General features: G+C 60.7%; 9 protein-coding genes. 6 read left to right on the forward strand and 3 right to left on the reverse strand.

Annotated elements, in window-relative coordinates; translation table 11 throughout:
- Positions 1–61 precede the first annotated feature (61 nt).
- The 4 genes from L8I05_RS18465 (at position 62) to L8I05_RS18480 (ending at position 3,789) form a co-directional block, all read left to right on the forward strand.
- Positions 62–1,438, forward strand: coding sequence for an L-serine ammonia-lyase (locus tag L8I05_RS18465; protein WP_177017007.1), 1,377 nt, complete (start codon positions 62–64; stop codon positions 1,436–1,438).
- Between the two features lie 39 nt (positions 1,439–1,477).
- Positions 1,478–2,602 (forward strand): glycine cleavage system aminomethyltransferase GcvT, encoded by a 1,125-nt coding sequence (gene gcvT / locus L8I05_RS18470; protein ID WP_242170837.1) that lies wholly within the window; start codon positions 1,478–1,480, stop codon positions 2,600–2,602.
- A 391-nt stretch (positions 2,603–2,993) separates the two neighbouring features.
- Positions 2,994–3,206, forward strand: a complete 213-nt coding sequence (locus tag L8I05_RS18475; protein ID WP_034109143.1) for a cold-shock protein — start codon at positions 2,994–2,996, stop codon at positions 3,204–3,206.
- Positions 3,207–3,300: 94 nt separating this feature from the next.
- A complete protein-coding gene (locus L8I05_RS18480; protein ID WP_242170839.1) occupies positions 3,301–3,789 on the forward strand; it encodes an RDD family protein in 489 nt (162 codons plus the stop codon).
- Between the two features lie 135 nt (positions 3,790–3,924).
- Here L8I05_RS18480 and nadA read toward each other — a convergent pair whose 3' ends face one another.
- From nadA to L8I05_RS18495, 3 genes are all read right to left on the reverse strand, one after another.
- Entirely contained in the window at positions 3,925–4,983 is a 1,059-nt protein-coding gene (gene nadA, locus L8I05_RS18485; RefSeq protein WP_122542851.1) for a quinolinate synthase NadA, read from the reverse strand.
- Between the two features lie 236 nt (positions 4,984–5,219).
- Positions 5,220–6,797, reverse strand: coding sequence for a lactate dehydrogenase (locus L8I05_RS18490; RefSeq protein ID WP_242170841.1), 1,578 nt, complete (start codon positions 6,795–6,797; stop codon positions 5,220–5,222).
- 129 nt (positions 6,798–6,926) lie between these two features.
- Positions 6,927–8,213: an outer membrane protein transport protein gene (locus L8I05_RS18495; protein WP_159959445.1), complete on the reverse strand. Its 1,287-nt coding sequence runs from the start codon at positions 8,211–8,213 to the stop codon at positions 6,927–6,929.
- A gap of 483 nt (positions 8,214–8,696) precedes the next feature.
- Here L8I05_RS18495 and L8I05_RS18500 point away from each other — a divergent pair, with 483 nt between their 5' ends.
- Positions 8,697–10,412, forward strand: coding sequence for a ShlB/FhaC/HecB family hemolysin secretion/activation protein (locus tag L8I05_RS18500; protein WP_242170843.1), 1,716 nt, complete (start codon positions 8,697–8,699; stop codon positions 10,410–10,412).
- A 118-nt stretch (positions 10,413–10,530) separates the two neighbouring features.
- Complete coding sequence (locus L8I05_RS18505; RefSeq protein WP_242170845.1) at positions 10,531–15,474, forward strand: hemagglutinin repeat-containing protein; 4,944 nt, start codon at positions 10,531–10,533, stop codon at positions 15,472–15,474.
- Positions 15,475–15,550 lie beyond the last annotated feature (76 nt).

The raw sequence follows: 15,550 nt of genomic DNA on the forward strand, positions 1-15,550 counted from the left end.
GGACCTCTTCCACAGTCAGGCCGAGTACACCCAACACATAATAAGAAACCGGAGAACAACCATGTCCCTTAGCGTGTTCGACCTGTTCAAGATTGGCATTGGGCCCTCCAGCTCCCACACCGTTGGCCCGATGCGCGCCGCCGCCCGATTTGTCGAAGGCCTCAAGCGCGACAACCTGCTTGGCGCCACCACCGGCATCAAGGTGGAACTCTATGGCTCGCTGGGCGCTACCGGCAAAGGCCACGGCAGTGACAAGGCCGTGCTGCTGGGCCTGGAAGGCGAACACCCGGACACCGTGAATACCGAAACTGTCGCCGCACGCCTCGCGCAGATGCGCAGCGATGGTCGTTTGAACCTGCTCGGCGAACACAGCATTGCGTTCAACGAGAAAGAACACTTGGCGATGATTCGCAAACCCCTCGCCTACCATCCCAACGGCATGATTTTTCGTGCCTTCGACGCCGCCGGCATCCAGATTCGCAGCCGCGAGTACTACTCGGTCGGCGGCGGTTTTGTGGTGGATGAAGACGCGGCCGGCGCCGACCGGATTGTCGAAGACACCACGCCGCTGACCTTCCCTTTCAAACACGCCAAGGACTTGTTGGGCCATTGCGCCACCTACGGGCTGTCGATCAGCCAGGTGATGCTGACCAATGAAAGTGCCTGGCGCCCGGAAGCGGAGACGCGCGCCGGCTTGCTGAAAATCTGGCAAGTGATGCAAGACTGCGTGGACGCCGGTTGTCGCAACGAAGGGATTCTGCCCGGTGGCTTGAAGGTCAAGCGCCGCGCCGCTGCTTTGCATCGCCAGCTGTGCAAGAACCCCGAATCAGCACTGCGCGACCCGCTGTCAGTGCTCGACTGGGTCAACCTGTACGCGCTGGCCGTCAACGAAGAAAACGCCAACGGCGGGCGTGTGGTCACCGCGCCCACCAACGGTGCGGCCGGGATTGTGCCGGCGGTGCTGCATTACTACATGCGCTTTATCCCCGGCGCGAACGAAGACGGCGTGGTGCGCTTTCTGCTCACCGCCGCCGCCATCGGCATTTTATACAAGGAAAACGCCTCGATCTCCGGCGCTGAAGTCGGTTGCCAGGGCGAAGTCGGCGTGGCCTGTTCGATGGCGGCCGGTGCGTTGTGCGAGGTGTTGGGCGGCAGCGTGTCCCAAGTCGAAAACGCCGCCGAAATCGGCATGGAACACAACCTCGGCCTGACCTGCGACCCGATTGGCGGGCTGGTGCAGGTGCCGTGCATCGAGCGCAATGCGATGGGCTCGGTCAAGGCGATCAATGCGGTGCGCATGGCCTTGCGCGGCGATGGGCAACATTTTGTGTCCCTCGACAAAGTCATCCGCACCATGCGCCAGACCGGCGCCGACATGAAAAGCAAATACAAGGAAACCGCCCGTGGCGGTTTGGCGGTCAACATTATCGAGTGCTGACGCCTAACAGCGCGTCCGCACGTTTTTCAGGAGCTGAATATGTCCACCGAAACCCTGTTGAAAACCCCACTGCATGCGCTGCACCTCGAATTGGGCGCGCGCATGGTGCCCTTCGCCGGTTACGACATGCCGGTGCAATACCCGCTGGGCGTGATGAAGGAACACCTGCACACCCGTGAACACGCCGGGTTGTTTGATGTGTCGCACATGGGCCAGATCCGCCTGACCGGCGCAAACGCCGCCAAAGCCCTGGAAACCCTGGTGCCCGTCGACATCATCGACTTGCCGGTTGGCATGCAGCGCTACGCCATGTTTACCAATGATCAGGGCGGCATTCTCGACGACCTGATGGTGGCCAACCTGGGCAACGACGAACTGTTCCTGGTGGTCAATGCCGCCTGCAAGGACCAGGACCTGGCGCACCTGCGCAAACACATTGGCGAGCAGTGCAGCATCGAGCCACTCTTCGAAGAACGTGCCCTGCTCGCCCTGCAAGGCCCGGCAGCGGTGAAGGTACTGGCGCGCCTGGCACCGGAAGTGACCAAGATGACGTTCATGCAGTTCGCCACCTTGCGCCTGCTGGGCGTGGACTGTTACGTCAGCCGCTCCGGCTACACCGGTGAAGACGGTTTTGAGATCTCTGTGCCCGCTGCCAATGCCGAGAGCCTGGCGCGCAGCCTGCTGGCCGAAACCGAAGTGCAGGCCATCGGCCTGGGCGCGCGTGACTCGCTGCGCCTGGAAGCCGGCCTGTGCCTGTACGGCCACGACATGAACACCGACACCACGCCGATTGAAGCCAGCCTGTTGTGGGCAATCTCCAAGGCCCGGCGCGCCGACGGTGCACGTGCCGGTGGCTTCCAGGGTGCCGACCGGATCTTCACCCAGCAACAAGCCGGTGTGAGCCGCAAGCGAGTCGGCCTGCTGCCCCAGGAACGCACCCCGGTGCGCGAAGGCGCAGAAATCGTCGACGAACACGGCACCGTGATCGGCAGCGTGTGCAGCGGCGGCTTTGGCCCGACCCTGGGCGGCCCGCTGGCCATGGGTTACCTGGACAGCGCCTTCAACGCACTGGACACCGAAGTGTCTGCGTTGGTACGTGGGAAAAAGGTGCCATTACGTGTAAGTAAAATGCCATTTGTACCGCAACGTTACTACCGTGGCTGATTGACTGTTTCTATAAGTAACGCGGTTGCGTTAACGTGCACTAAACTGTAACGCAACCGCCATAAAACAGTGCATTGACGATAGGCAATGTAATAGGCTCGCCCCTATAACAAGTGATCAACTCTATCGAATAAACGGGATCCACTTTGTTGCTCAAACAGTCACGAAGCCAAGCAAAACCTGGGCTTTTGGCAGGGCTTGTTTTTTCTCCATTAGTTGGCGTAAAGTTTGTTCACTGTGTTTGCATGGGTCGCTTTGAACCTGGACCTGGGCAGTAGCCAAAAGTTTGCTACAACCCGTTCGACGTCTCTTACTTTCCTGCAACTCAGCCCAGTACTCTTTCGTGTGAAAGGGGCTGTCATTAATTTTTAGCGTCAAAGGAAAGAAGAAAATGTCAGATCGTCAGAGCGGTACCGTCAAGTGGTTTAACGACGAGAAAGGGTTTGGTTTTATCACTCCAGAAAGCGGTCCGGATCTGTTCGTGCATTTCCGCGCTATTCAAGGCAACGGCTTCAAGAGCCTGAAAGAAGGCCAGAAGGTCACTTTCAAAGCTGTGCAAGGCCAGAAAGGCATGCAGGCTGACGAAGTACAAGCAGAAGGCTGATCCTTGCTGCGACAAAAAGCCCCTGATGGTGACATCAGGGGCTTTTTTATGTGCGTTTGCTCGTAAAATGGCTTTTTTCTCTAGAGAGACTGCCATGTCCAAACCCCTGCTGAGCCCCCAAGGCGACTTCCCCGCCGTTGGCCTGGGCCGTCGCCTGGCAGCGATGTTCTATGACTTTCTGCTGTGCACCGCCCTGCTGATCGTCACCGCGTTTATCTACAAGCTGGTGTGGATGGCGTTTATCGGCGAAGCCAAGATGCGCACGCTCACCGAATCCGGCGCGCTGGACGGTGACCCGCTGCTGTCGACGATTTTGTTTTTTGTATTGTTTGGTTTTTTTGCCAAGTTCTGGACCTATTCCGGGCAGACCCTGGGCATGCAGGTATGGGGCGTGCGCGTGCAAAACGCCGATGGCTCGCGGATCAGCCTGTGGCAGGCGCTGCTGCGCTTTGTGGTGTCGATTGCGTCATGGTTGTGCGTGGGGCTGGGGTTTATCTGGTCGCTGTTTGATAAGCACAAACGTAGCTGGCATGACATTTATTCGGATACGCAGTTGGTGCGTGTCCCGAAGCAGAAGAAATAATTCCAAACCACACAAAACAACTGTGGGAGCTGGCTTGCCTGCGATCAGGGTGGTTCAGTCACTGCACTATTGACTGATAGACCGCTATCGCAGGCAAGCCAGCTCCCACATTTTTTACTGTGTTTACAGCTTGTGTCAGGCGTTGCCAGCCAGTTTCAAGCGCGCAGCCTGAGTGAAATCCAGCATGCGCTTGAGCGGCCTTACCGCCTGCGGAATCACTGACGGCTCAACAAAGATCTCATTACTGCCCTCACGCAAACATTGCAGCGTGCGCTCCAGCGTATTCATTGCCATCCACGGGCAGTGTGCGCAACTGCGGCAAGCTGCGCCGTTGCCGGCGGTCGGCGCCTCAACGAAGACCTTGTCCGGGCACAACTGCTGCATCTTGTAGAAGATGCCGCGGTCGGTGGCGACGATAAAGGTCTTGTTCGGTAAGCGCTGGGCTGCGGCAATCAGTTGGCTGGTGGACCCTACGGCGTCCGCCAGCTCGATCACCGCCGTGGGCGACTCCGGGTGCACCAGGATCGCGGCGTCCGGGTACAGCGCCTTCATGTCTTCGAGCTGCTTGGACTTGAACTCTTCGTGGACGATGCACGCGCCGTCCCACAGCAACATATCCGCACCGGTCTGGCGCTGAATATAAGTGCCCAGGTGCTTGTCCGGGCCCCAGATAATTGTCTCGCCGTTGTCCATCAGGCTTTCGACGATTTCCAGCGCGCAGCTTGAGGTGACGACCCAATCCGCCCGGGCTTTGACCGCCGCCGAGGTGTTGGCATACACCACCACGGTGCGCTCGGGATGCTGGTCGCAAAACGCCGAAAACTCATCCACCGGGCAGCCCAGGTCCAGGGAGCACGTGGCTTCCAGGGTGGGCATGAGGATGCGTTTTTCGGGGGTAAGGATTTTGGCGGTCTCGCCCATGAAACGCACACCGGCGACCAGTACGGTCTTGGCCGGGTGGGCAGCGCCGAAGCGCGCCATTTCCAGGGAGTCGGAGACACAGCCGCCGGTTTCTTCGGCCAGGGCCTGAATCACCGGGTCGCAATAGAAGTGGGCGACCAGCACCGCGTCCTGAGCCTTGAGCTCGGCGGCGATGGCGGCACGCAGGCTCGCCTCTTCTTCGGCGCTCAGCGCCTTGGGCTGCTTGGCGTCGAGGTGGGCTTGGACCAGTAGGCGTTCGGAAATTTGCGTCATGTTCGCAAGACCTGCAGGCGCAGTAAGCGCGAAAGTCGAGTGTACCACCGGCTCTGGAGCCCTTCGGGCGCCGCCGGACGAAGTGATTGTGTTCATCAAGCACGGGTGAAGCTGCGCAAGGCTACAGAATATCGAATGGATTCAAAAGCCTAATCTGGCCTGCGCAGGCACGCTCACCGGGCAAAAAAAACGGGAAGGCGCATCACTGGGCCTTCCCGCTTTGATCACGCCGAACGTCAGCGCATCAGCACATCCGGATCGTTCTGCAACAGGATCGAGTCATGCATGTTGGCCAAGGCATCCTTCAAGGTTGACTGCTCCAGGGCATCCTTGGACTTTTTGCTCTGCTGGGCGGCGTGCTCAAGCAGCGCCAGGTAGTCGCGCCTGGTTGAGGCTTCCTTCGGCACCACGCTGTCTTGCACCCGGTTGCCCATCACGTACTTCTGCGTGTGGGTGTTCCGGGAAGCCGATTGGGTAACGGACGCATTTGTCAGTCGGCCATCTTTATAGGCGAAGGTTGCGGTGCTGCTGGCCTTGTCCTGCACTTGCACATACAGGTAATTCTGCGATTCGCGAGAGCCGTCAAAAACCGGCGGTTTGCCACCGTCGAGGCCTTTATGGAAGCTCGCCGACAGCAGCGATTGCTGGTTCTGGGTGACGCTGCGGTCGCCCGTGCTGCGGCCATTGACCTGGGTGTTCTGCGACACGTTGTAGGAAAAGCCCTCAACTTCCGACCGACGCATCGAATTGGGCGCGCCCGCCGCCTGCTTGATCGAGGCCTTGAAGTCAGCCAGACCCGTCAGCAAGCCTTTGTCGGTCGGGTTATTCGTCAGCGGGTTTGCAGTGCCAGCCCCGGGCGGATAGTTGCTGTTCATGGCGCTGAACGCGTCCTTGAACATGGCCATCAGGTCCGCGTTGGCACTGCCGCGCCGCTCGACGCGGTCGAACTGCGCCAGGTAAGTTTGCAGCGCCTTGGCCTGCTGCTTGGCATTGCCTAGGATCGCCGCGTTTCTCAGGTCCACCGTGAGGTCAATCTGACCCGCAGGGCCACTCATGCGCGTGGTACGGCTCACGCTGTCGGCATGAAAGGCCAGGGTAATGTCCTCAGCGTTCGAGGCCTTCACCTTGGCATTGAGGTCCACCGACGACAGCAGCTTGGCGTCGAACTGAGTCAGCCTGCTCAAGTCGAGTTTCGGCGGCACGGCGGTCAGCCCGTCGACCGAGGCCTGGAATGCGCTGCCCAACTGGCCGACGGCCTTGAGTTCATCGGCGGTCAACTCCCCGCCTTCTACGGTGGCCTGTACGCCCAGGCCATCTTTCTGGCTGGACAGGCTGAACGTCACCGTCTTGCCGCTGGCAGTCTTGATGCTGAGGCTGACTTGGTTATCGGCCTTGCTGTGCAGCAGCGTCTGGTCCGCCTTGATTGCATCGGTGTCGCCGGCGCGGTCAGCGGTGGTGTTGAGCAGCGACTGGGAAATAGCGGCACCGCCACCTTTGGTGAATTGGTCCACCAGCGCAGCGCCCAGCCCACTGTAGCGGCCGGCCGTAGTGACCGAGTGGAAGCTGGAGTTGATGGCCCAGGTGATCGAATCATCGCTGTTGTTTTCCCAGGTCCGCACGCTTTCCTGGCCGGGCAACAAGCCGTTTCGAGAATAGGTATCGACGACATCGGCTGGCGGATTGCCAAGGCTGACCACTGCGGAAGGCCGCGTCGGTGAGACGTCGACAGTGTTCGCCAGGGTGGCGGGAGGCGCGGTGGTCGCAGCCCGAACAATAAGGGGATTGGTCGCGATAACAGGCGTTAACGTAGTCATGACAGTCCATGTCTTAAAAGCTGAGTAGCTTTCAATCTAACCAACACGTGCCGTAAATGACAGCATTGATGTCAACAAAACTGGCAAAGAGCCATGCCAAAAAACTGGCTCTTCGCCGGATTGCATCGATCAGAAGCGGTAAGTCACCGAACCGCCAAACCCATTCGCGCTGTTTTCATACTTGGCGTCGTAGTTCAGCGCTAACTGAGGGTTGTTGTCGCGAACCTTGATCGGTTCTTCCTTCAGGTAGGAATAGGCCACGTCAAAGGTCAGGTTATCCACAGGCGTCCAGCCGGCACCCACGCTGAATACGGTACGGTCGCCCGTAGGAATACGTACAGAACGGTCGGTGTTGTTGGTCGGCGTCTCGTCCACCGAGAAGCCGGTGCGCAGCACCAGTTGTTTGTTGAGCTGATACGACAGGCCGATGGCATGGGACCACGTGTCGTGCCAGTGCTGCTCTTCGGTGATTGAGCCCAGGCCTGCCAGCTCAGCCGTAATATCCGACACGCCGGCGTTGTTCACCGTGATTTTCTTCAACTGGCTCCAGCGCGTGTAGGTGCTGCCCACGTAGAGGGTCAAGGCATCGGTCAACTGGTGAGTGACCGAGAAGTCCACGGAAGAAGGCGTGGTGACGTTCAGCTTGGCGTCATACTTTTGCGGCCCGCCGTCCAGCAGATCGGACAGCACGCCCGAGGCTTGGGTATGGCCGCTCAGGTGATACACCACTTGCGAATGGTAGGTGACGCCGATGCGGGTGCTGTCCAGCGCCTGCACCAGGATACCGGCGTTGAAGCCCATCGCGGTGTCATCGCCCTTGATCTTCACCGCTTCGGTGCCGAGGCCGAACGCCGGGACTTTGGAGTCCAGCTCGCCGCTGATCTTGTTGAAGGTCGGGCCGAAACCGACCGACACCTTGTCATTGAACGCGTAGCTGACGGTCGGCTGCACGGTGGTGACTTGAATCTTGCTCTTGTTGCCAAAGCCATTGCCCTGGAAGCTGTGTTCATAGTCGGTCACCAGGCCAAACGGTGCGTAAACCCCCAGGCCAAACGCCCAGTGCTCATCGATCGGCGTGACCAGGTAACCCATCGGCACGGCAATGCCAGGCACCATGTCGCCCTTGTTGGTGCCGGGGTTATCGACGCCGCCCTGGCTGGAGCTGGCGTCCTTGATATTGGTTTTGGCATCGAGGTAAGTCGCGCCGATGCTGACTTCATTGTGCTTGAGGCGGGACATGCCGGCCGGGTTACCGAACACCGTGCTGGCGTCATCGGCCGAGGAAGAACGCCCGGCGTAGCCCGTGCCCATTGAACTGACGCTTTGTTCATTGAGCGCAAAACCACCGGCGAGCAGTTGTGTAGAGGCGAGCGAAACGGAGAGCGCCAAGGCGCCTTTAAGAGTTTTGTTATTCATTATTAGGACTCGAATTATTGGGCAGCGCTGGGAAAACTACCAACCTTCGAGCGGAGCGTTTATGAAGAGTTTTTCATCTGCTGGATTGTCCGACAATCCCAGGCATTTCAAGGACTTTGGCGGTTTTTAGGCTTCATTTTATGACCTTTTAATCTGTTCGTGACTGCCCGGTTTTATCCGGCGTGCGCTTGCGCTATAAACGCCCCGATTAAGCGATTTCGCTGCAACAATCAAAAACGATCTTCGTCCATCCCCCGTCTCATCCTCCCCGAAAATACGTGGCTTATCAGGCATGCGCCTGCACCTTCGCACTAAAAATGTGCATTTATTTCCTGAATAACGCGGCATTCCTCACGTTTTATGTAATAAATCCTACAGCCGATGTAACAATCCGTTTAATGATGACTCAAGAGCGGCACACCTTGAGCTCACAGCTTGGCTCAGGGGCATGAATTGTGTGTATTTCTACGTTAAGGATGTCGAGTGCCAAACCAGCCCTCAACCCAACGCCTTTGCTGTATCCGCAGATGGAGTGTCGCCCTGCTCTGCCTGTGCGCGTTGCCGGTGGCCGCAGCCGATGGCCCGCAGCCCGGCCAGGAAACCCTGCGCTTGCAGCAGCAACAACAGCGCGACCTGCAACAGTTACAACTGGAGCAGCGCCAGCGGCAGATGCAACGCGGCAGTTTCGGTACGCAACCGGCCACGCCGGCCTTGCCCAACGCTGTCGACAAAGATGAACGCTGCTGGCCGCTCAGCGGTACACGCCTGGCCGGGGTCACGCTGTTCAACAGGGCCGAACTGAACAAACGCATCGAGCCCTACGTGGCGCCGTGCATGGGCGTCACCCAGATCAACCGCCTGCTGGCCGAGATCACCCAGCTGTATGTGGAAGCCGGCTATATCGCCAGCCGCCCGTACCTGATCAGCACGCCGGCCGCCGGGCTGCCGCTGGATATTCACGTCGAAGAAGGATACCTGGAAGCCATCGAACTGGCCGACCAGAGCCTGCCCGTGTCGTTAACCGGGGCATTTCCCGGAATGCTCGGCCAGCCGCTGAACCTGCGCGACCTGGAGCAAGGCCTGGACCAGCTCAACCGCCTGCGCTCGGTGGACCTCACCGCCGACATTGCTCCCGGCAGTGAACCTGGCGCCTCGCGCATCATCCTGCGCTCGCGCAGTACGGCCTCGCGCTGGGGCTTGGGACTTGGGCTGGACAACCTCGGCAGCGCCGGCACCGGGCGTGATCGCAATGCGATCAACCTGAGCCTGGACAGCCCGCTGGAGCTCAACGACTCGCTCAACCTGAGCTTCAGCGACACGCTCAACCACGGGCCGCGTTACAGCCGCAGCAACAGCCTGTTTTATGCCATCCCATACGGTTACTGGACTTACAGCCTGTTCGCCAGCCATGCCGAATACCGCTCGCCGTTCAAGCTCAGTCGCACCACCTTGTATAACAGCGGCCGCACCGATCAGGTCAGTTTGCGCACCGACCGCGTGCTGTGGCGCGACCAGGGCCATCAACTCAGCGCCAACCTGCAACTGGCCTACAAGGACGTCGACAGCTACCTGCAAAAGGTCCGCCTGGGCATCCAGAGCCCAACACTGACCGTGGCCGAGGCGGGCCTGAATCTGTTCTGGCTCAACAGCGCGGTGTGGAACCTCGACGTCAATTACGCCCAAGGCCTGACGTGGTTCGGTGCTGATCGCGATGCCGAGCAAACGCAAAAAAACCTGCCCCAGGCACAATTCCACAAGTACCGCGCCAACCTCACCCAATGGCGCAATGGCCAATGGCAGGGGCAACCGTGGCAATGGCAGAGCCAGCTGTCAGCGCAATACAGCCCGGACGCTTTGCCCGCCATCGAACAACTGCTGGGCACCGACGACTCGGCGGTGCGTGGCTACCGCGAATACAGCGCGTCCGGTGCCATCGGTGCGGTGTGGCGCAACACCTTGCGCCTGCCGCTCAACAGCGACCTGCCGATAAAAATCACCCCGCGCCTGGGCCTGGACAACGGTTGGGTCAAGCGCGAACACGGCGCCCAGGGCCAACGCCTGAGTGGCGCCAGCGTCGGGCTCAACCTGAGCTGGAAGAACCTGCAGCTCGACCTCGATTACCAACGCAGCCTCAACACACCCACAGGGTTTGGCCAGGAGCCGGAGGTGTGGCTGACGCGCCTTAGCGTGCAGATTTGATCTTGCACAGATGAGCTGACACATGATTAGCCTGAAATAACCGCCGTACCTGAGCACTACACCAGCGTTGCACCGAACAACGCACGTGGTGGATCAGCCAACACAGAGCGAATTTATTATGCCGACTGCCACACACGCGTTTCACCTTTCCCCTCAGGGCAAACTGCGCTGGGCCATCGCCAGCCTGTTCCTGCTGCCGCAGCTGGTGCTGGCCGGTGGCGTGACCGTCGTTGAAGGGCCTGGTGGCACGCCGCAGCTGCAAAACCAGGGCGGCGTGCCCATCGTCAACATCGTCGCGCCGAATGCCGGCGGCCTGTCCCACAACCAGTTTCTGGACTACAACGTCGACCGCCAGGGCGTGGTGCTGAACAACGCTTTGCAGGCGGGCCAATCGCAACTCGCCGGGCAGTTGGCAGCCAACCCGCAGTTCCAGGGCCAGGCGGCCAGCGTGATCCTCAACGAAGTGGTGAGCCGCAACGCCTCGGCCATCAACGGCGCGCAGGAGATTTTCGGCCGCGCCGCCGATTATGTGCTGGCCAACCCGAACGGCATTTCCGTGAACGGCGGCAGCTTCATCAACACCCCGAATGCCAGCCTGGTAGTGGGCCGCCCCGAGCTCAACGACGGCAAGCTGCAAGGTTTGAACACCCGCGATGCAAGCGGCCATCTGACGGTGCAAGGCCAGGGCCTGCAAAACGGCGCGGGCTCGATCCACCTGATCGCGCCGCACATCGACAGCGATGGGCGCCTCAGTGCGCGGGATCAATTGAACCTCACCGTCGGCCGCAATCAGGTCGACTACGCCAGCGGCCAAGTGCGTCAGGTCGACCCGGCGAGCAAGACCCAGGACCAACGCATCGACGCCCGCCTGTTCGGCGCGATGCAAGCCGGGCGTATCAATATCATCAGTACCGCCGAAGGCGCCGGCGTGCGTGTGGGCGCGGTGCAAGTGGAAGGCCGCGACGGCGTGAAGGTCAGCTCGGCCGGCGACCTCGACATCCGCGGCCAGGTGCACGCCGACAGCCTTGAGGCCACCCGCGCCGGCGTGCACAGCCGCCAGGGCGACGTTGACTTGCACAGCGCCAAGGACTTGAGCCTCGCCGCTGCGGACGTCAGCGGGCGCAACGTCAAACTCGACGCCAGCCGCAACCTGACCCTCAGCAGCCTGGAAAGCCGCAAGCTCCAGGAAAAGCGTGAACAGTGGAACAACAGCAACTTCCTGTTCACCTACGAAACCTATGACCGCACCACCACCGACAAGGACTCGCGCCAGCACGGCAACCATGTCGTCGCGCAACAGAATGCCGCGCTGTCGTCCGGTGCCAACACCACGATCACCGCCAGCAAAGTCGAAGCGGGCGACGCCTTGCGCGTCAACAGCGGCGCCGACCTGCAGGTGAACGCTGCCACCGAAACCCATGAAACCCGCGATCAAGGCAACCACCGCAAGCACCTGTGGAAGGCCAACTGGGACAAATCCAGCAGTGAACAACGCAGCGTCACCAGCAGCCTCAAGGCCGGCAAAACGCTGGACCTGACCAGCCAGCAGAAACTGCAGTTGCAGGGCGCCGAGCTGAAATCGGCGGGCGACATTCAATTGGCCGGCCGTCAGGTAGACATCGCCAGCGCCAGCCGCACCCAGCGCAGCAGCGACAACGCCTACGCCGGCGACCTCACGGGCGGCAGCTTCTTCGGCAAAAGCGGCGACGGTGACAAGGGCAAAACCTTGAACACCGGCAGCCAGGTGAATGCCGACGGCAAGTTGATCGTCAAGGCCGATGACGTGCGCATCAGCGGCAGCCAGGCGCGCGGCGGCAAACAGGCCAGCGTGATCAGCGACAAAGGCTCGCTGGTGATCGACGGCGTACAAGACACCTCCCACGACAATAGCTACAGCAACGACAGTAAGTTCTTCGGCATTACAAAGGATGAAAGCCGCAAGAACCTCAAGGACAGCACCACCGTCGCCAGCAACCTGCGCTCGGACAGTAACCTCAGACTGCAAAGCGCCAAGGACATCGAAGTCAGTGGCTCTCAAGTGGCCGCCACAGGTTCATTGCAGGCGCACGCCAAGGGCGATATCAAGGTCGCTTCGGCGCAAAACACCTCCAGCGATACCACCAGCACTCACACCCGTGGTTTCGATGGCTACGCCAAGGAAACCGCCGAAGGCAGCCGTCAGTACCGCGCGGGTGTCACCTACGAAAATCAACAGCAAACAGCTAAGACCGACACCACCCGGCAGCAGGCTGCCAGCCTCAGCGGTGGCAGCCTGGCCGTCACCGCGGGTGGCGATGTGAGCATCAAGGGCTCTGAGCTCAAGGCCACCCAGGGCGACGCGACCGTGAGCGGCAAAAACGTCGAGCTGCTGGCGGCGGATGACAGCACCCGCAACCAAACCGACACGACCACCACTGCGGGCGGCGTGTACTACACCGGTGGCCTGGACCGCGCTGGCAATGGTGCACAATTCAGCCATCAGAGCAGCGATGACACCCGCAACAAAACCACCGCGCAAACCAGCAATGTGGCGGCGGCCGGCAAGCTGACGATCAACGCCGGCAACACCCTGACCAGCCAAGGCGCGCAGGTCAAGGCCGGCTCCGAGTTGCCGGTCAACGCTGCCCAGGTCGATAACCAGGCGGCGCATAACACCGAGACCAGCACCCACAAGGAGAATGGCTGGACCGCCGATGTCGGCGCCAATGTCGAATACAAAGGCATCACCCGGCCGATCGAAAAAGCCGTCGAGGGCGTGGCCCAGGCCAAATTCCATCAGCCAGGTTTGCTCGATGCGTTCGAGCAGCCGAACGTCGGGCTGGATGTGGACGTCGGTCATACCCAAAAGACCCGCACACAGCAGGACAGCACCGCGGTGGTCAGCCAGTTCAGTGGTGGCACGGTACAGGTCAATGTCGCCAACACCGTGAAGGATCAAGGCACTCAATACCGCGCCAGCGAGGGCGGGCTCAAGATCAATGCCGGCGAGCACCTTGCCACCGCAGCCGCCAACACTCACAGCAGCAGCGAGCAAGGCGTGGACGCCAAGGCGGGCGTGCGGGTTTACACCACCACGGGTGAAGACTTGAATGTGCGCGGCAGCGGCACCGGCGGCAGCAGCGATGTGCGCGAATCAAGCAGCACGGCGGTGGTCGGCAGCTACGCCGGAGCTCAGGGTGTGAGCATTCAGACCCAAGGCGATGCACGCTATGAAGGCAGCCACTTCAACGGTGGCCAGGCAGGCGTCAACCTCAAGGCGGGGGGCGAATTGGCGCTGAACCAGGCCAGCGATACCCAACACAAAACCGACAACAGCCTGCGCGGCAGCGGCTCGTTGACGGTGGGCACAGCGCCGGGCAGCAAGGGTACGAACGTGAACCTGGGTGCCGGCGTTCAACTGGATAACAAGCGCCTCGACACCCAGGACAGCCAGGCACGTGTCGCGACGCTCCACGGCAACGGGCCGATCCAACTGAGCAGTGGCGGCGACATGACCCTGCAAGGCACTCAGATCGGCAGCAGCACCGCTAAGACCGGTGACATCAGCCTCAACGCCGGCGGCAAATTGAACCTGCAAGCGGCCACCGAAAACCATGTCAGCAGCGCCAGCAACCTGGGCGGCGGCTTGACGGTGGGCGCCGGCAAGACCAGCAGTGCCGAAAGCAGCGGTACAACCGGCAGCCTGAGCGCCAACTTCAACATCGGCAAGGTTTCCGAGAACGATCAGGGCGTAGTGGTCGGGCAATTGCACAGCAACGGCAACGTTACCCTCGCCAGTGGCGCTGACGCGGCGGATGCCATCCACCTGCAAGGCACCCAGGTAGTGGCCGACAGGGTCAACCTGGCGGCGCAAAACGGCGGCATTTTGCAAGAGTCGGCACAATCCACCCAGGCGCATAACAGCTGGGGCGTGACCTTGGGCGCAGGTGGCAGCGGCGGCAAAACAGCGCTGGCCGACGCCGGTGAACACGACACAGCCAAAACCCAGTACGGCATCAATGCGCGGGTCAAGGTCGACGTCGATCACCTGCAAGGTACCACCCAGCACGACAGCCTGATCAAGGCGAATAAGGTGGTGATCAACAGTGCCGGTGATACCCATCTGGCCGGTGCGCGGATTGAAGCCGAGCAGGTCAGCGGCAACGTGGGCGGCAACCTCGTCGTCGAGAGCCGCAAAGACCACGTCAGCAGCACCCAGGTCAACGTCGACACCCGGCTCGACGTCGAGAAAAACCAACCGGGTGTGGTCAACAAACTGGCCAAGGCCAGCGGCCCGCTCAAGGACAAGGTGCAAGCCAAGGCCGAGGGCGCGTTTGAAAAACACCGCGAAAAGCTGGAGAACGCTGTCGACAAGGGCACCGAGCACCTGGCCTCGGCCAAAGAGAGCGTGATCAACGCCAAGGAGCGCCTGGGCGAAAAACTCACCCGCAGCGGTAGCTACGACGTGAACCCCGAGCCCCGTGGCGCCTTTGGCACACGCGTGGATCAAGCCAAGGCTTACCTGGCGGACAAGAAGGACGCCGTGGGCACTCGCCTGTCCAACCTCAAGGAAAAAGTCTGGCCAAAAACCACGGACAGCTACACCGTCAGCGGCAAGAACACCACCGGCAGCTCGGTGGCCAATACCGCCGAAAACGTGCTGTTCGGCGACAAAAGTGGCGATACGTCCTACACCCCAACGTTGAATCTGGACGTCAGCCACGTGGTGAAAGACAGCGTCACCCAGGCGTCGGGCCTGCGCGGCACTCAGGGCGTCACTCTGCACGTGAGTGGCGAAACACGCCTCACGGGTGCGCAGATCAGCGCGGAAAAAGGCAAAGTCGACCTCGGCGGTTCCACGGTCAAGGCGACGACACTGGCCGGCAGCGACTACCGGGCCGATGTCGGGCTGAACCTGTCGAAATCACCGGTCAACCTGGCCTTGGGCGCCAAGGATGAACTGACCCGGAAACAGGACGACGCCACGCGTAAGGATCAGGCTTTCAACCTTGGGCCACTGCGAGTCGGCGGGCACAGTGACAGCCAGGTGTTGCAGGCCGGGATAGAGCAGAGCATCAACTAATTCGCACGGCGGCGGTGGGCGTGGGCAACCCACGTTCACCGGCGCAAACATTTCTAAATGTTTCTTCATAAAGCCA

This window comes from Pseudomonas sp. MONT-RG-20F-20-E-7-02, from assembly GCF_022662395.1.
Lineage (GTDB): Bacteria > Pseudomonadota > Gammaproteobacteria > Pseudomonadales > Pseudomonadaceae > Aquipseudomonas.

What these genes read in the sequence shown, in the direction of transcription:
- L8I05_RS18465 (WP_177017007.1), top strand. Translation starts at nt 62, where the DNA reads ATGTCCCTTAGCGTGTTCGACCTGTTCAAGATTGGCATTGGGCCCTCC.
- gcvT (WP_242170837.1), top strand. Translation starts at nt 1,478, where the DNA reads ATGTCCACCGAAACCCTGTTGAAAACCCCACTGCATGCGCTGCACCTC.
- L8I05_RS18475 (WP_034109143.1), top strand. Translation starts at nt 2,994, where the DNA reads ATGTCAGATCGTCAGAGCGGTACCGTCAAGTGGTTTAACGACGAGAAA.
- L8I05_RS18480 (WP_242170839.1), top strand. Translation starts at nt 3,301, where the DNA reads ATGTCCAAACCCCTGCTGAGCCCCCAAGGCGACTTCCCCGCCGTTGGC.
- nadA (WP_122542851.1), bottom strand. Translation starts at nt 4,983, where the DNA reads ATGACGCAAATTTCCGAACGCCTACTGGTCCAAGCCCACCTCGACGCC.
- L8I05_RS18490 (WP_242170841.1), bottom strand. Translation starts at nt 6,797, where the DNA reads ATGACTACGTTAACGCCTGTTATCGCGACCAATCCCCTTATTGTTCGG.
- L8I05_RS18495 (WP_159959445.1), bottom strand. Translation starts at nt 8,213, where the DNA reads ATGAATAACAAAACTCTTAAAGGCGCCTTGGCGCTCTCCGTTTCGCTC.
- L8I05_RS18505 (WP_242170845.1), top strand. Translation starts at nt 10,531, where the DNA reads ATGCCGACTGCCACACACGCGTTTCACCTTTCCCCTCAGGGCAAACTG.